The organism is Streptomyces sp. NPDC001903, from assembly GCF_042891345.1.
Classification (GTDB): Bacteria; Actinomycetota; Actinomycetes; order Streptomycetales; family Streptomycetaceae; genus Streptomyces.
This window is the reverse complement of record NZ_JBIASZ010000004.1, coordinates 1-17306: the sequence shown is the minus strand read 5'-3', so window position 1 is coordinate 17306 and position 17306 is coordinate 1. Positions and strand designations below refer to the sequence as shown.

General features: G+C 74.8%; 9 protein-coding genes. 5 read left to right on the top strand and 4 right to left on the bottom strand.

Features of this window, described 5'->3' with window-relative positions:
• Positions 1-72: 72 nt before the first annotated feature.
• Entirely contained in the window at positions 73-1689 is a 1617-nt protein-coding gene (locus tag ACFYZS_RS09625) for a sporulation protein (RefSeq protein WP_389008886.1), read from the bottom strand.
• Between the two features lie 742 nt (positions 1690-2431).
• Here ACFYZS_RS09625 and ACFYZS_RS09620 point away from each other — a divergent pair.
• Positions 2432-4618, top strand: a complete 2187-nt coding sequence (locus tag ACFYZS_RS09620) for an asparagine synthase-related protein (protein WP_389008883.1) — start codon at positions 2432-2434, stop codon at positions 4616-4618.
• Between the two features lie 131 nt (positions 4619-4749).
• Positions 4750-8136: an ATP-binding protein gene (locus tag ACFYZS_RS09615; RefSeq protein WP_389008880.1), complete on the top strand. Its 3387-nt coding sequence runs from the start codon at positions 4750-4752 to the stop codon at positions 8134-8136.
• Here the strand turns inward: ACFYZS_RS09615 and ACFYZS_RS09610 are convergent.
• Entirely contained in the window at positions 8123-10135 is a 2013-nt protein-coding gene (locus ACFYZS_RS09610) for a sigma-70 family RNA polymerase sigma factor (RefSeq protein ID WP_389008877.1), read from the bottom strand. The genes ACFYZS_RS09615 and ACFYZS_RS09610 overlap by 14 nt on opposite strands.
• Before the next feature lie 329 nt (positions 10136-10464).
• Positions 10465-11235 (bottom strand): TetR/AcrR family transcriptional regulator, encoded by a 771-nt coding sequence (locus ACFYZS_RS09605; protein WP_389008874.1) that lies wholly within the window; start codon positions 11233-11235, stop codon positions 10465-10467.
• A 342-nt stretch (positions 11236-11577) separates the two neighbouring features.
• Between ACFYZS_RS09605 and ACFYZS_RS09600 the strand changes: the two genes are divergently transcribed.
• Positions 11578-12996 (top strand): NAD(P)/FAD-dependent oxidoreductase, encoded by a 1419-nt coding sequence (locus tag ACFYZS_RS09600; RefSeq protein ID WP_389008871.1) that lies wholly within the window; start codon positions 11578-11580, stop codon positions 12994-12996.
• A 113-nt stretch (positions 12997-13109) separates the two neighbouring features.
• The gene (locus ACFYZS_RS09595; protein WP_389010215.1) at positions 13110-14888 is read left to right on the top strand and encodes a SpoIIE family protein phosphatase; all 1779 of its coding nucleotides are present in this window, start codon (positions 13110-13112) and stop codon (positions 14886-14888) included.
• 97 nt (positions 14889-14985) lie between these two features.
• Here ACFYZS_RS09595 and ACFYZS_RS09590 read toward each other — a convergent pair whose 3' ends face one another.
• Entirely contained in the window at positions 14986-16272 is a 1287-nt protein-coding gene (locus tag ACFYZS_RS09590; RefSeq protein WP_389010212.1) for an MFS transporter, read from the bottom strand.
• 124 nt (positions 16273-16396) lie between these two features.
• Here ACFYZS_RS09590 and ACFYZS_RS09585 point away from each other — a divergent pair, with 124 nt between their 5' ends.
• On the top strand, positions 16397-16933 hold the full coding sequence (locus ACFYZS_RS09585; protein WP_030292304.1) for a MarR family winged helix-turn-helix transcriptional regulator: 537 nt from the start codon (positions 16397-16399) through the stop codon (positions 16931-16933).
• Positions 16934-17306: the final 373 nt, after the last annotated feature.

The window sequence follows — 17306 nt, the reverse complement described above, 5'->3', positions numbered from 1 at the left end:
CCGCGCCGTCCGCAGGCTCCGCGCCCGAGCCGTCCGCCGGCTCCCCGCCCCGCGGCCCCGCCGCCGGCGGCTCTACGCCTGCGCCACCAGCAGCGGCCGGGCCCGCTCCCGCAGCTCCGCCACGCGCGGCTCGTCCCCGTACGGTTCGAGCCGGTGCAGCAGGTCCCGTACGTACTCGGTGGTGCGCGCCGACGAGATCCGGCCCGCGACCTCCACCGCCCGGGTGCCGGCCGCGCACGCCGCGTCCAGGTTGCCCGACTCCAGCTCCGCCACCGCGCTCACCACCAGCCGCAGCCCGTGCGAGCGCACGTACTCCTCCGTCGGCCGCGAGAGCGCCTGCTCGGTGAAGCGCCGGACCTGCCGCGGCAGCTTGAGGTCCCGGTAGCACTCGGCCGCGTCCGCCGCGAAGCGGTCGTAGGAGTAGAAGCCCAGCCAGGTCGGATCCGGGTCGCCCTCGCGCGCCCGCTCCAGCCAGCCCTCCGCCGCCCGCAGCGCCGCCCCGGCGGCCGCCGAATCGCCCGCCTTCGCGTGCGCCCGCGCCTCGACGAGCCGGAAGAAGCTCATGGTGCGGGCCGTGGCCAGGCCGCGGTTGCGCTCCACGGCCGCCTGCGCGAGGTCCACGCCCTCGTCCGGGAAGTCCCGGTAGGTCGCCTGGAGCGACATGGACGCCAGCACGTACCCGCCCAGCGGTACGTCGGCGGCCGCGCGGGCCAGGCGCAGCGCCTGGATGTAGTACCGCTGGGCCGCCTCCTGCTGGCCGGTGTCGAAGGCCATCCACCCGGCCAGCCGCGTCAGTTCGGCGGTCGCACCGAACAGCGCGCGCCCCACGTCGTCGCTGTACGAGCCGAGCAGCAGCGGCGCCGCGTCCACGCGCAGGCACTCCGGCACCATCGACGAACGCCAGTCCCCGCCGCCGTACTTGGAGTCCCAGCGGCGAGCGTCCTCGGCCGCCTCGCGCAGCTTGGTCACGTCGCTGTGGCCGACGCGCTGCGGCGCCGGGTCGTACAGCCCCACGACCGCGGCGGGCGCGGGCGGGGCGTGCGGCGTTTCACCCGAAGACTGCGCGGGCAGACCCGATGACGAAGCAGGGGACGCGGACGCGGAGGCGGACGCGGGAGAAGACGGAGAGGACAGCGGCGAGGGCGACGCCGCGCCCGCCGCCGGCTCGCGGGACGCCACGGTCTCGCGGGACGGGGCCGCGGGCTCGCGCGCCACCGAACCGTCCGCCGGAGATATCAGCCAGCGCGAGGCGGGCGTCGCGTACGCGGACACGGCGAAGGAGCCGGCCAGGGACTGCCAGATCCCGCCACTGCCGCCCGCGCCGCCCCGGCGGCCGGCGAGGTCGAGCCGGTACAGATCCGTGGCCGAGCGCACCGCCTCGCCCACGTCCCGCGGGAAGGCCAGACCGACCTCGGGCGCGGGGTCCGCGTCCGCCAGTCCGATCTCGTGCAGAGGCACCGGCCGCCCCAGCTTCGCGCCGATGGCGGCGGCGATCAGATGCGGGGCCGCGCCCTGCGGCACCATCCCCTTCGACACCCACCGGGCCACCGACGTCTTGTCGTACCGGAGGGTCAGGCCGCGCTGTGCACCGAGGTCGTTGACCCGACGGGCCAGCCCGGCGTTGCTGATGCCGGCGAGGGCGAGGACGGCGCCGAGCTTCTCATTGGGCTCGCGGAGCTCCCTGGACATGCGCCACCCCTCGTCACACGCGGAACGCACACAACGCATACGCCGCCGGGGCATAGTTGCCCGGCATTTCGTAAACCCAGCGTAGTTCCCCGCCTCCCAAGCGTTAAGGCCCCGACTTCCGTATGGCGGGATTGTTGTCCGCCCGCACAGTCGGGAGGGGGCCCGCGCCGCAGGCGCACGCCCCCCTCCCGTGCTCCGTGCGTGTGGCCGTGCGCCCGCCCGTGCGCTCTGGCCGGTCAGCGGGCCCGGCGATTCGATGTGCCCTGCGTGGGTCGGCCCGCTGCGTGGATCCGGCGGGCCGGGGGATGCCGCCGCCTCAATCCCCGCGGGTGGCGGAACGGTCCGGGGGGTGATTCCCGCCTCCCGGACCGCGCCCGCGGGCCGGTGCGGCCGGGCGGTCCCAGTGCCGTACGGCGGCGCCACGCACGGGCTCACTGCGCCCGCAGTGCGCTCGTGGGGCTGCAGTGGGGCGGTCGTGGGGTGGTCGCGGAGCGGCCTCGACACGGCCTCAGTACGGCCGAAGAATGGCCGAAACCGACCTATGGGGCGGTGGGAACGGAACGCCAAATACCGCGTGGCCACGGCGTGTTCGTTTGCATGTGCGCCCTCCTCGGCCACTCTCGCACGCCTGTCTCGTGGCAGCATGGACCCCGAGCCACCCGGGGTCCCGTTCGGCTGCGCCCTCAGCGCCGACCACGACGTTCCCGCCCCGGTCAATTGCCCACAGGCTGGGGAGGCGGCGGTGCGCTGGTTGGTCGGGTGGAGCAGTATCGCCGCGAGCTTCGGCACGGCCGGCCGCGTCGCCGGCCAGGGCGGATCCGGCCCTCGCGACCATCCCGGCGGCGGCCCCGTGAGCGGCGGCCTCGCGGACGCCGACACCGCCCACCCGGACGACCCCGCCGCCGAACGCACCGTCGTCCCGGTCGGCGCCCAACTGCTCTGGGGAGACCCCGACCCCCTCTGGGCCGTCGGCGACTGGCGCCCCGACGAGATCCGCACCCTCGCCGCCGACCCCGCCGACCCCTTCACCCGGCTCGCCGTCCTCGGCTGCTGCGGCGCCACCGACGCCGAACTGCGCAGCGCGCTCCTCGCCGCCCGCGGCGGAGCCCTGCGCCACCTCACGCAGTGGTCCGGCAGCTACACCGCCGTCGTCCAGACCGGCCGCCGCATCACCGTCGTCGGCGATCTGGCGGGCGCCCGGCCCGTGTTCCACACCCCCTGGGCGGGCGGGACGGCGTACGCCACCGCCGCACTGCCGCTCGCCGACCTCATCGAGGCGCAGCTCGACATCGGCCACCTCGCGGCCCTGCTGGCCTGCCCCGACAGCCCGGAGGCACTGGGCGACGGCACACCGTACGTCGGCGTGCGGCGCATCCCGCCCGGGCACGCGCTGATCCTGCGCGAGGGCTCGCGCGAGATCACCGGGTACGAGCCGGTGGCCTCCCTCGCGGTGGCGGCGCCCACGGCCGATCCCGAGCGCGCGGTGGAGGGCGTACGCGAAGCATTGGTGGATGCCGTGCGCGCCCGGCTCACGGCCCCGCGGCATGCCCCCGACGCACCACCCCACGACCCGGGCCCGGTGCCCGGAATGGGCCCCGCCGACCGGCGCGCGGCCCGGGGCGCACCCGCGCCCGCGCCCGGCGTGGGCGCCGACCTCTCCGGAGGCAGTGCCTCCGCGACCCTCGCCCTCCTCGCGGCCGGCCTGCCCGGAGCGCCCGGCACGGTGCTGAAGCAGTCCGGCGAACGGCTCCTGGCCGTCACCTTCAACGACCTGGCCACCCCCCGGGGCCGCGAGGCCGAACTCGAACGCGCCCGGGCCATCGCAGCCAACCCCCGGCTGCACCACGTCGTCGTGGCCGCCGCGGAGGAGGCCCTCCCGTACGCCGACCTCGACGGCCCCCTCACCGACGAACCCGGCCCCTCCCTGGTCACCGCCGCCCGCGAGCGGCGCCGGCTGGCGGCCGGCTCGGCGGACCACTTCGTCGGGCACGGCGCCCGCCAGGTCCTCGACGCGCACCCGGCCCGGCTCGCCGACCTCCTGATGGACCGCCGCAGACGCCACCTGCTGCGCCCGGTCGCAGCCCTGGCCCGCTCGGCGCCCGGGGACTCCGCCCTGTCCCTGCTGGTCCCGTTCTCCGTCTACGCGGCGGCCCGCAGGCTCGCCCGCACGCCGTACCGCGCGGGCATGGAGGCGGCCGCGGCCAGGCTGCGCGAAGGGACCGTGGCGCAGGGCGCGTCCAACCCGGTGGACGCCTCGCTGGCGGCCCTGACCTGGTCCCGCCCGGGCCCCGCGGCGGGCTGGCTGACGGGGGAGGCACTGGCGGAAGTATCGATCCGCCTGGCAACCGCCGCGGGCCGCCCGCCGCTGTCCCTGCGCCCCGGCGAGGCCCGGGCCCGCGCCGCGCTGACCCGCCACGCGGCCGACCACCGGGTCTTCGAACAGGCGGTGGAGGTCCGCAGCCAGCGCCTGCACGCCCCGTTCCTGGACAACCAGGTCGTACGGGCGGCGCGTGCCCTCCCGGAATCCCTGCGGGTCCAGCCCGGCGCCAGGGCGGCGATCCTGCGCACGGTCCTCGCGTCGGCGGGCGTACGCGAACTCCCCCCGGGCTGGGGCGCCCCGGCCCACGCCCCGAACGAAACGGCGACGCGGGTGGGCCTGAGGGCGGCGCTGCCCTCGTTGCTGTCCCTCTTCGCCATGCCCCTGCTGGCGGACGCGGGCCTGATCGAGGCCAGGGTGGTCCAACAGGCCCTGCTGGACGCGGCGGACGGCCACCCGGTCCCCCTGGACGGCCTGGCGGAACTCGTCTCGATGGAACTGTGGCTGGGCCGCCTCCTCTCCCGCCGGGGCACCTGCTGGACCGGCACGTCCACCCCCCGCCGCCGAGCGGTCCCCGAGGGAGTCCCCACCCCCCGCCCGGCCCTCTCCTGACCACGACCGCCGATCCGGGCCCGGCGACGCACGTCCCGTTCCGCCGCCGCGGGTGCGGGCCCTCCGGCACCCGGGGCGCGCCGCGCGAAAACCCCCCGGCACCCCCGGCGGGGGCAAGGCAGAATTGCCCGGTGCGGTATCTCATCCTTGGCGTCACCGAGGCGCGCGACGAGACCGGCGCCCCCCTGTCCGTCGGCGGCGCCCGCCTGCGCGCGCTCCTCGCCGCCCTCGCGCTCCGCGCCGGCGGTCCGGCCGCCGCCCCGGTACCCGACCTCGTCGACGAGATCTGGGGCGACGAACCGCCGCAGGACGCCCCCGCCGCCCTCCAGGCCCTCGTGGCCAGGCTCCGCCGGGCCCTCGGCGGCCGGGACACCGTCCTCGCCGACCCGGTCGGCGGCTACCGCCTCGCCGTCGCCGACCGCGACGACGTCGACCTCCACCGCTTCACCCGCCTCGCCCGCGAAGGCGCCCGGCAGCTGCCCGCCGAGCCCGCCACCGCCGCCGCGACCTTGCGCACCGCCCTCGCGCTCTGGCGCGGCCCCGCCCTCGCCGACCTGCCCGAGCCCGCCCGCACCAGCCACGCCGCCGGCCCCGAAGCACACCGCACGGCCGCCCTGCGCGCCCGGATCGACGCCGAACTCCGCAGCGGGGCCGCCGACCCGGCGTCCCTCCTCCCGGAGATCGAGGCGCTGATCGCGGAGCACCCGTACGACGAGCCCCTGCGCGCCCAGCAGCTGCGCGCCCTGCGCGCGGCCGGCCGCCCGGCCGAAGCCCTCGCCGCGTACGAGCGCACCCGCCGCACCCTCGCCGACGCCCTGGGCACCAACCCCGGCCCCGAACTCACCGCCCTCCACGCGGACCTCCTGCGCCCCGCGCCCCCGACGACCACCGCTCCCGCGCCCGCGCCCGCGGTGCACCACGCGGCACCGAAGCCCCCGGGGGAGCCGACGCCGCCCGCGCCCCGACCCCCCGAGCCCGCCGGGAACCTCCGGCCCCGGCTCACCTCCTTCGTCGGGCGGGAGCCCGAGCTCGCGGGGCTGCGCAGCGATCTGGCCCGGCTGCGGCTCGTCACCCTCGTCGGGCCCGGCGGGTCCGGGAAGACCCGGCTCGCCGAGCACGCGGCAGCGGCCGACCCCGAACCCGGCTGGCTCGTCGAACTCGCCCGCCTCGACCAACCCGCCGCCGTGCCCGGCGCCGTGCTCAGCGCCCTCGGCCTGCGCGAAGGCACCCTCGTGGCCCGCGAGAAGGCCCCCGCCGACGACCCCGCCGCCCAGCTCGTCGAGCACTGCGCGAACCGCCGCCTGCTCCTCGTCCTCGACAACTGCGAGCACGTCATCGGCGCCGCCGCCGAACTCGCCGAACACCTGCTCACCCACTGCCCCGGCGTCCGGATCCTGGCCACCAGCCGCGAACCGCTCGGCGTACCCGGCGAAACGGTCCGCCCCCTCGACCCCCTGCCCCCCGACCCCGCGCACCGCCTCTTCGCCGACCGCGCCGCCGCCGTCCGCCCCGGCTTCACCCCCGACGAGGACCCGGCCGCCGTCGCCGAGATCTGCGCCCGCCTCGACGGGCTGCCGCTGGCCATCGAGCTGGCCGCGGCCCGGCTGCGGCTGCTCACCCCGCGCCAGATCGCCGACCGCCTCGACGACCGCTTCCGGCTCCTGACCGGCGGGGCCCGCACCCACCTGCCCCGCCAGCAGACCCTGCGCGCCGTCGTCGACTGGTCCTGGGACCTGCTCGACGACCGCGAGCGCACCGTCCTGCGCCGGCTGTCCGTCTTCGCCGGCGGCTGCGACCTCGCCGCCGCCGAAGCCGTCTGCGCCGCCGCCAGCACCCTGGACGACCCCGGCACCTTCGCCGCCGCCGGCACCCTGGACGACCCCGGCACCCTCGCCGCCGCCGGCATCCTCGACGTCCTCGGCTCCCTCGTCGACAAGTCCCTCGTCATCGCCGCCCCCGCCCCCGACGGCGGCACCGGCATGCGCTACCGCCTCCTGGAGACCATCCGCGAGTACGCCGCCGAACGCGCGGCCGCGCACCCCGCCGACCGCGGCGCCGCCGCCGACCGCCACGCCGCCCACTTCCTCGCCCTGGCCGAGGAGGCCGAGCCCCTCCTGCGCGGCGCCGGCCAACTGCCCTGGATCCGGCGCATCGAGACCGAGCTCGACAACCTCCGCGCCGCCCTCCTCCACACCGCCCAGACCGCCAGCGCCGCCGAGAACGGCCAACGCCTCGTCCTCGCCCTCGGCTGGTTCTGGTGGCTGCGCGACTACCGCGCCGAGGGCGCGGAATGGGCCGCGCGGGTCCTGGAGTCCCACCCCGCCGAGCCGCCCGAGGGCACGCCCGAGTACTGGCGCTCCATGCGCACCCAGATGCTGCGCGTCCTCCTCCTCGCCGAAGGCCACGCGCCCGAGGAGTTCCGCACCCCGGAGAACATCGCCCTCGCCGACCACCTCCAGCAGGTCTTCCGCAACGGCGGCCCCGAGACCGCCCGCTTCCCCGGCATGCTCTGGCCGATGACCACCTTCCTCACCGGCGACCCCCTCGCCGTCCGCGACGGGCTCGACGAGACGGTCGGCAACTGCCGCCGCCACGGAGGCGACTGGGAACTGGGCATCGCCCTCATGCTCCGCACCCACGTGGCCATCGACCTCACCGGCGGCCTCCCGTCCGTCGACGCCGACCTCGCCGAGCTGCACGAGATCGCCCACCGCGTCGGCGACCGCTGGACCCGCGCCCAGGTGGCGAGCGCCGCCGGCGAGGTCGCGCTCTCCCGCGGCCGGTACGACTGGGCCCGCGCCGAGTACGAGGAATGCCTGCGCCTCGCCCGCGAGGTCGGGGCGCACACCGAGGTGCCCTTCGCCATCGCCCGGATCGCCGAGTCCGCCTTCTGCTCCGGGGACTTCGACGGCGCCGAAAAGCTGCTGGCGGAGGTCTCCCGCGAAGTCGAGCGCTTCGGCGGGGTGTACGACGTCCAGGCCTACAGCGGGATGCTCGCGGCGCTCCTCGCCCTCGTCCGCGGGGACCTCGTGCGGGCCCGTACCGAGAGCGAACTCGCCCGCGCAGCCTCGGGAAGGATCTCCGCGCCCCCGCAGCTCGCCGCGGGGCTCGACAACATCGACGCCGTCCTCACCGCCCGCGCGCACGGCCCGCGGGCCGGCCTCGCGAAGCTGGGGCCGGGCCTGGCCGCCGCCGTCGCCGCGCACTGCGCCGAGCGGATCCTGGCCTCGCTCGGCGACACCGCGGCGGTCATGCTGCTCGCCGCCGGGCGCACCGCGGAGGCCGTACGGGTGCTGGCGGCGGCCACCGCCTGGCGCGCGGGCCACCCGCGCTCGGTCCCGGAACGGAACGCCGTCGGCGCACTCCCGGCCGACGCGCGCGCCGTACTCGGCGCCGACCGCTACACGGCGGAGGAGGCGGCGGGCGCGGAGCTCTCCCCGGCCGAGGTCGCCACCCTGGTCACCGAGGCGGCCGAGGTCGCCGGAGCCGCCGGAGCCTCCCGGGTCACCGGCAGCTGATCACGGCGTCGGCCCAGCTCGCCAGGGTCGGCAGGCTGCCCTGCCCGGCCTGCTCCACCACCAGCCGCAGGCTCTTGCGGCCGGCCAGGGAGACGTCGACGGCGGCTGCCGGATCCCCGAACCCGAGCGCGCCCGAGCGCCACAGCCGCTGCCCGTCCGCATACACGGAGAACCGCACCGTGCCGTCGGTGAACAGCGACAGATCGTCCACCCCTGCCCGCGCCGAGAACGCGGTGCACTGCCGGTTCAGGGTGATCTCCACCGAGGAGCGGGAGTTCACGGTGATCCCCTGAGTGAACCGCCGGTCCGCGATCTGCAGCCCCCACCGCTGCCACACCCAGCTGCTGCGCCCGGTCTGCAGCTCGGGACCGCTGTGGTCGCCGAACGCCGCGTGCCTCAGCCCCGCCAGCCGGAAACCCTGCGGCGGCTTCGGTACGGACGGCGACGGCGCGGGGGACGGCTTGGCCGGGCTCGGGCTCGGGGTCGCGGACGCCGGCGGCGAGGGCTTCGGCGCCGGGGACACGGGCGGGGCGGGGGCCGGGGGCCTCGGCTTCGCGGGGGAGGGCGTCGGCGCGGGGGGAGTCCCCGGCTCGGAGGGTACGGAGCCCTGCGCGGCCGGCGGTTCCTCATGCGTCGGGGCCGCTGTCCGCGGAGCCGGTACGAGCGGCACCACGGGCGCGGCCGCACTCGGCGCGGGCTGCGCCGCGGGCCCCGGCTCGGGATCGTCCCCGGCCAGCGCGAACACCACCCCGGCGGCCGCTGCGACCGCGATCCCGGCGGCGATGGCGGCCTTGACCGGCAGCCCCAGCCCCTCGGAGGCCACCGCGCCCCCGACCCCGGACCCGGCACCCCCGCCCGCACCACCGGCAGCCCCGGCCCCGGCGGCCGCGGTTCCGGCACCTCCGGCGGCCCCGGCACCCGCACTCGCCCCAGCCCCAGCCCCCGCACTCGCAGTCGACCCGCCCGCGGCAGCGGCGGCAGCCCCCGCGCCCCCCGCGGCGACGGCCCCGCCGGCCACCACACCGGCCGCCTTCGCCGCGTACCCGGCGGCGAACCAGCCGATGACCGCGACCGGCAGCAGCGCGGGAATGCCCGCGTTGACGTCCTTGAGCTCCCCGGCGGCCAGCCGGCACTTCGCGCACTCCTCCAAGTGCTTGCGCAGCCCCCGCTCGGCCCGCATCCGCAGTCCGCCGCGGGCATACGCCCCCAGCCGGTCCGCGTAGCGCGCGCAGTCCCCGCCCGCACTCAGCGCCGAGCTCACATGCGCCTGGAGATAGGCCTGCTTGAGCCCTTCCCGGGCCCGGCTGGCCAGCACCGCGGTCGCGTTGGCGCTCAGCCCGAACAGCGGGGCGATCGCACTCGGCGAGGCGTCCTCGACGGTGGTGTGCCACAGCACGGCCTGCCACCGCTCGGGAAGGCTCCGGAACGCCTGCATCGCCAGCGACTGCTCGGCCTCGCGCATCGCCCGGACTTCGGCGCCCAGTTCGAGGGTGTCGTCCCCGGTCAGGCCGGACATGCCGCCGCCGACCTCGGTCCCCGCGGCCGCCTGCTCCGCGAACACCGCGAAGTCCTCGACGAGATGCTCCCGCCGTGAGGTCTTCGCCCACGCCGCCGCGACCCGGCGCACCGTGGTCAGCAGATACGCCCGCACCGACTGGTCCGGCCCGGCCCCGCCCCGTACCGCCTGCAGCGTCCGCGCGAACACCTCGGCGGTCAGGTCGTCGGCCGTGTGCGCGTCGCGGCAGCAGGTCCGCGCGTAGCGCCGTACGGAATCCGCGTGCCGCAGGAACAGCTCCTCGTACGCACCGTCGTCGCCCCCGCGCATGCGGGCGATCAAATCCCCGTCTGAGGGGGGCAGATCGGCACCGGGATATCCCGAGGCCGCGTGCCGGCCGCGGCGCGGCTCGCGCTGCGCCGGGACCTGGCGTGCGGCCGGGCTCTCCGCCTCGACCTCGCCGCCGGCACCACCGAGCGGCTCTTCCCGACCGTCAACGCTCATCGCGGAAGCCCCCGCACGCCACACTCAACCGGTACACCGTTCAAGCGTGTCACACGGGGGGCGCGCGCCGGACCCGTCTTCCCACCATCCACTCGTCCGGGCAGCACCCGGTGAAACCCCGTACCGCTCCTCACTCTTTCGAGCGGGCGGCCGTTCGGGAGACCGTTCGGCGAACCGGCCTACGAGCCGATCGACGAACCGGCCTACGAACCGGTCGACGAACGAGCGGCGAACCGGCAGGCAGGTGGGACGGACCACGGCGCGCACCCCGCGAGGACACCCGTCAGGGCGTCCGCGAGGGCGTCCGCGAGGACCGCGCCCCGTACGGCTCAGGCCGTCCGGGACCGCAGCCCTTCGAGCAGGATGTCGAGCAGCCGGGACGAAGCCGCCGCCTGCTGCGCCGCGTCGGGCAGCGCCGGAGCGGCCGTGGCTATCACCAGCAGCACATCGGCCACCGTGACGTCGCCGCGCAGCTCACCGGCCTCCCGGGCGCGGTCCACCAGCCGGCCGACCACCTCGAGCAGCGCACCCGCGCCCGCGTCCTCCGAGGGCTCGTCCTCGAGGGGAGTCCGCGCACCCACGACGCGCAGATCGGGCGCCCCGCCGGTCACGCCGGCCTGGCGCTGGTGCGGAACCCGCGCCGACGGCTCTTCGACCTCGTCCTCACTCGCCGAACCGACCCGCAGCACCTGCGGCGGCAGCAGCCGCCCGGCGCCCGAGGCCACGGAGGTGCGCAGGAAGCGCGACAGCGCCTGCCACGGCTCCTCCTCCTGGCCCAGTGCGGCCTGGGCCTGCTCGGTCAGCCGGGCGGTCTCCTCCTCGGCTATGCGGCGGACCAGGACGTCCTTGCTCGGGAAGCGCCGGTACACGGTGCCGACGCCGACGCGGGCGCGCCGCGCCACGTCCTCCATCGGAGCCCCGTAGCCCAGCTCGCCGAACACCTCGCGGGCCGCGCGCAGCACGTGCTCGAGATTGCGCTGCGCGTCGACGCGCAGCGGCGTGGAGCGGCCCACGCCGTGCGTCGTGCCGCCCGTCATCACGCGGCCGGTGCTCTCACCCGAGAGCGCGGTCGCAGAACCATGGAAATCGGAAATATGCATATGTATCCCCCGGTAATCATTTGTCTCCCCCCGGAGACACTCCCCGCCTTCGTGTCGAGGTGGGCCACGGTCATGTGGGCCCCGGTCTTACTCCTCGACGAGATACGAACATAGTTGAGCCAGAGTCAATTCAGAAGAGGCAGCCCCGGACGGACCACCGCCCGATCGGAGCATTCACCCCCACTTTTCCGATCCAAGCCCCCGGAATCACCCCTTCCGCACCCGCTGACCTGCGGAACTCCACCCCCACTCAAGCCATCCGACAGCCCCGTACCGGCACCCCCTCCGGTCACACAATGTGTCAGGGCTGTGGACAAACTCCCGGCCACGTTGCGTCATGGGGTGGTGAAGGCTGCTAACTCCCGGGGCGCGGCCCCCGGTACCCCGCCCCGCACGCGCATCCTGGTCGTCGGCGGCGGCTACGTCGGCATGTACACGGCGCTCCGGCTCCAGCGAAAGCTCAGAGCCGGCGAAGCCGAGGTCACGGTCGTCAGCGCCGAGCCCTACATGACCTACCAGCCCTTCCTCCCCGAGGCGGCTGCAGGCTCGATCTCCCCGCGCCACGTCGTCGTGCCGCTGCGCCGCATCCTCGACAAGTGCCGCATCGTCATCGGCGAGGCCCAGCGCATCGACCACGCCAAACGGACCGCGACCGTCGCCACCCTCGCCACCGAGGACGAGGGCACCGGCGCACTGGAGATCGAGTACGACGAACTCGTCCTCGCCCCCGGATCCGTCTCCCGCACCCTGCCCATCCCGGGACTCGCCGACTACGCCATCGGATTCAAGACCGTGGAAGAGGCCATCGGCCTGCGCAACCACGTCATCGAACAGATGGACATCGCCTCCTCCACCCGCGACCCCGCCCTCCGCGACGCCGCCCTCACCTTCGTCTTCGTCGGCGGCGGCTACGCGGGCGTCGAGGCCCTCGGCGAACTGGAGGACATGGCCCGCTACGCGGCCCGGTACTACCACAACATCAAGCCCGAGGACATGAAGTGGGTGCTGGTCGAGGCCAGCGACCACATCCTCCCCGAGGTCGGCCCCGAACTCGGCGTCTACACGGTCCGCGAACTGCGCCGCCGCAACATCGACGTACGCCTGGAGACCCGGCTCGAATCCTGCGAGAACCGCGTCGCCGTGCTCAGCGACGGCGCCCGCTTCCCCACCCGTACCGTCGTGTGGACCGCAGGGGTCAAACCGCACCCGATCCTCGCCGCCTCCGACCTCCCGCGCACCGAACGCGGCCGCCTCACCTGCACCGCCTTCCTCACCGTCGACGGCGTCGAACACGCCTGGGCCGCCGGTGACGCCGCCGCCGTCCCCGACATCACCGCCGAAGAGGCCGGCCGCGAATGCGCCCCCAACGCGCAGCACGCCGTCCGCCAGGCCAAGGTGCTCGCCGACAACCTGGTGGCCTCCCTGCGCGGCGAGCTCCTGACCGAGTACGCGCACAAGTACGCGGGCTCCGTGGCCTCCCTCGGCCTCCACAAGGGCGTCGCCCACATCTACGGCCGCAAGCTCAAGGCCTACCCGGCCTGGCTGATGCACCGCACTTACCACCTCAGCCGGATCCCCACCTTCAATCGCAAAATGCGCGTCCTTGCCGAATGGACCCTCTCCGGCCTCTTCAAGCGTGAGATCGTCTCCCTCGGCTCCCTCGAACACCCCAGGGCAGAATTCGAACTCGCCGCAGGACACGGCCACAGATTCCCCCCGCCCCCGCCCGCCCCCGACCCCCCGAAGGACAGCCAGGGCTGACGTTGTCAGTGCGGTCGGCCACACTGGACGTGTGACCATAGGTGGGCCCACGCCTGCACACAGTGACATTCACGGCACAGCGACCACTTGCGACACCACGAGGCTTGAACGCAGTGAACTTCACGCGCTGGAGCGCCCGTTTTCCCGGAACGCAGCGCCGCGCCGCCGCCCGGTCCGAGCACGCCGCCGCCCAGGCAAAGCGGGGTGAGGGTGCCGTCCCGGCAGCCCGCGGCGCCGCCGCCCGCCCGGCCGCGGCGCCGGACGACGGCCCCGCGGACCCCACCGTCTCCGGCACGGGGACGGGCGCAGGCACCGGCCCGGGCAGCGCTGCCGGCGCCGGCAGCGGCGTCCTCGCCGCCGTGCCCTCCCTCGACGAGCTCTCCGTACGGGAGGTCCTCGGCCGGCTCCCGGCCCTCGTCGCCCTCGTCCACGGCCCCGAGCACCGCGTCGCCTACGTCAACGACGCCTACACCGCCGGGTTCGGCCCCCGCCCCACCGGCGCCCCCGCCCACGACGCCCTCCCCGAACTCGGCGAGCTCGGCCTGCTCCCGCTCCTCGACCAGGTCCAGCGCAGCGGCAAGCCCCGTACCGCCAAGAACCGCACCGCCCCCGGGGGCGCCAGCTCGTACACGGTCACCTGCACCCCCGTCGAGTTCCCCAAGGCCGCCGCCGAAGGCGACACCGACCCCCACCACACCGGGGTCCTGATCCACCTCGCCGACGTCAGCGACCACGCCGAAGCCGTCGAACGGCTGCGCGCCAGCGAGCGCCGCCAGCGCGAGGCCGCCGTCACCCTCCAGCGCTCCCTGCTCCCCCAGGAACTCGAACAGCCCGACGACCTCCGCATCGCCGCCACCTACCAGCCCGGCGGCACCGAAGCCGCCGTCGGCGGGGACTGGTACGACGTCATCACCCTCGGCGCCGGCCGCACCGCCCTCGTCATCGGCGACGTCATGGGCCGCGGCGTGCGCGCCGCAGCCGTCATGGGCCAACTGCGCACCGCGGTCCGCGCCTACGCCCGCCTCGACCTGCCCCCGCACGAGGTGCTCCAGCTCCTCGACGGGCTCGCCGCCGAGATCGACGCCAGCCAGATCGCCACCTGCGTCTACGCCGTCCACGACCCCAACGAGGGCCTGCTCGCGTACGCCTCCGCAGGCCACCTCCCGATCCTCGTCCGCGACGAGGACGGCACCGTACGCCGGGCCGCCGACCCCACCGGCCCGCCGCTCGGCACCGGCGGCTGGCTGCACACCTCCGGCACCATCGCGCTCGGCCCGGGCTCCACGGCCGTCCTCTACACCGACGGCCTCGTGGAGCGGCGCGGCGAGGACATCGACGAAGGCGTCGCCGCCCTGGAACGCGCCCTCTCCGGCGCGCAGGGCACCCCGGCGGTCATCTGCGACCGCCTGATGCGCGCCCTCGGCGTGGACGCCGACCACGACGACGACGTCGCCGTCATGGTCCTCCAGCAGCCGAGCCGCACCGGAGCCGACGCCGAGCTCTTCCACAACGCCGCCCTCGAACTCCTCGGCGGGGTCGAGGCCGCCCCGCGCGCCCGCGCCTTCGCCTCCGGGGTCCTCGCCTCCTGGCGCTTCCCGGTCGAGCTCTGCGACCTCGGCGTCCTGGCCGCCAGCGAGCTCGTCGCGAACTCCCTCCAGCACGGCACCCCGCCCATGAGGCTGCGGCTGCGCCGCACCGACCGCCGCCTGATCATCGAGGTCACCGACGGGGACGACCACCTCCCGCGCCGCCGCCGCGCCGAACCGGCCGACGAGACCGGCCGCGGCATCTCGATCATCGCGACCATCGCCTCCTCCTGGGGCTCGCGCCGCACCCCGGGCGGCGGCAAGGCCGTCTGGTGCGAGTTCGCCCTGCCGGACAAGCAGCCGTAGACACGTACGTACGCCCGTACGCACGCAGGCACGACGAAGGCCCCGGTCACCCGACCGGGGCCTTCCACCTGCTGCACGCCCGAGGGCGCCCTCACGGCTACGCGCCGACGGGCTCGCCGACCTCGGAGCCCGCCTTCGCGCCCTGCGCGACGACCCGGCTGCCCAGCAGGGACGGCTTGTCCTGCACCGGGCTCAGCTGCTTGCCGAGCCGCAGCGCCAGCCACGCGATCCCCAGCGAGACCACGACGAACACCCCGATGTAGAGCATCGGCACACCCGCACCCAGCGGCACGCCCAGCGGACCCAGGGCCAGCGCCATCTGCTTGACCAGCGCGAATGCCGAGTTGTACTGGCCCACCGAACCCTCCGGCGCCAGGTCGGCCACCAGCGGCGCCAGCGTCGGCGACAGCATCGCCTCGCCGATGCCGAAGAGCGCGTACGTGGTGATGAACGCGGCGGCGGCCATCATCGCGCTGCCGTGGCCCAGCCCCGAGAACCCGGCGATGATCCACGCCACGGTCCAGATCAGGCCGACCAGCGCGATCACACGGGACCGGCGGCGCTTCTCGACCAGCTTCAGCACGACGAACTGCGCCACGACGATCGCACCGGTGTTGGCGGCCAGTGCGAAGCCGAGGGTGGACGGGGAGATCCCGGCGGCCTCGGTACCGAAGGCGGCGAGACCGGACTCGAACTGCCCGTAGCAGGCGAAGAAGATCACGAAGCCCAGCACCAGCAGCTTGACCATGGCCTTGTGCTCGAGCAGCCGCTTCCACGCGCTGCCGGAGCGGGACTCGTCCCGCGGGACGGCGTCCTTGATGCTCGGCGCGTGCGGCATCCGCACGGTGAGGATGACCCCGGCCAGGACCAGGAACATCACGGCCTCGATGCCGAACAGCAGGGTGAAGCTGGCGGGCCGGCTCTCGTCGACGATCTGGCCGCCGATGAGGCCGCCGATGCCCAGACCCAGGTTCTGCATGAAGAACTGGAGCGCGAAGGCACGGGTACGGGTGCCCGGCGTCGAGCACCACACGATCATCGTGGCCAGCGCGGGCTGCATGACGGCCTGACCGGCGCCGAGCGCCAGGGCGGACAGCAGGATCGGCACGATGCCGGTGGACAGGCCGAGCGACAGCGCGCCGGCCGAGGCGGCCACGGCCGCACCGATGACCACGGGGACGGGACCCCGGCGGTCGATGACCCGACCGGTGAGGGGCAGCGCGACCAGGGCGCTCACGGCGAAGGCCACGAACGCGCTCGTGGCCGCCATGGAGCCCAGACCTCGCACCTGCGCCACGTAGATGTAGAGGAACGGAACCGTGAAACCGATACCGAACGCGGTCAACGCGTTGCCGGCCTGGATCCGCCGCATCGCAGCGCCCATCACCTTGGTCACTTCTCACCGCCTTTGAGAACTGAAGCCCGAAGACTTCATACCTAAACTTCGATCCTTAACTCTACACATCGAAGGAGTTAGATGCCAACGGGCTCATGAGATACTTCGAACCATGGGTGACACCCCCGACGGCACCGCGCCCGTCCACGAGCCGAGCCTCGACGAGCAGATCGCCGTCTATCAGCGCGAGTTCCAGGACCTCGATCCGCAGGTCGAGAAGGTGGTCTCGGCACTGAGCCGGCTGAACCGCCGCATGAACGTCGCGTACGGACGCCAGACCGCCGCTCTGGGCATCAGCAACGCGGAGTGGGAGGTCCTCAAGGCCCTCGTCATCTCCGGAGCCCCGTACCGGATGGGCCCGAGCGAGCTCGCGAAGCAGCTGGGCCTCACACCCGCGGCGATGACCCACCGGATCGACCGCATGACGGCGGAGGGACTGGTGACGCGCGAGCGGGACGAGTCCAACCGGGTCCGCGTGATCGTGGAGCTCACGGACGAGGGCCGCAGCAAGTGGCTCGACGCCATGAGGGCCGCCACGGTGTTCGAGGAGGACCTCCTCCAGGACCTCTCCACGGCGGAGCGGGGGGTGCTGGGAGACATGCTCACGCGGCTCCTGGACCGCGTCGAAGACCTCCAGTCGCCGAGCTGACCAGCACCTGAGCTGCGGGGTTGACACCGGCCCCGCGGATCCGTAAGGTTCTTCGAGTTGTCCCAGAGCCGGAAGGTTTTGGCGACGGCACATCCCGCCGCCTCGTTGCGGCACCCAACTCAGCACGATCTCCCACCGGGAACGAATTCGGCATGCCCGAATTGATTTCCGAAGGCCGATTATGAATCGACCGGGAAATCCACTAGAGTTCTGGGAGTCGGAAGGGCCCAACAGCCCGGAAGACAAACCCCGCTGACCGGGGGTCAGGCCCGAAAGGATCTGATAGAGTCGGAAACGCAAGAACGAAGAACGAAAGCCCGGAGGAAAGCCCGAGAGGGTGAGTACAAAGGAAGCGTCCGTTCCTTGAGAACTC

What these genes read in the sequence shown, in the direction of transcription:
- ACFYZS_RS09590 (WP_389010212.1), bottom strand. Translation starts at nt 16,272, where the DNA reads ATGGGCGCTGCGATGCGGCGGATCCAGGCCGGCAACGCGTTGACCGCG.
- ACFYZS_RS09610 (WP_389008877.1), bottom strand. Translation starts at nt 10,135, where the DNA reads ATGAGCGTTGACGGTCGGGAAGAGCCGCTCGGTGGTGCCGGCGGCGAG.
- ACFYZS_RS09605 (WP_389008874.1), bottom strand. Translation starts at nt 11,235, where the DNA reads ATGCATATTTCCGATTTCCATGGTTCTGCGACCGCGCTCTCGGGTGAG.
- ACFYZS_RS09585 (WP_030292304.1), top strand. Translation starts at nt 16,397, where the DNA reads ATGGGTGACACCCCCGACGGCACCGCGCCCGTCCACGAGCCGAGCCTC.
- ACFYZS_RS09625 (WP_389008886.1), bottom strand. Translation starts at nt 1,689, where the DNA reads ATGTCCAGGGAGCTCCGCGAGCCCAATGAGAAGCTCGGCGCCGTCCTC.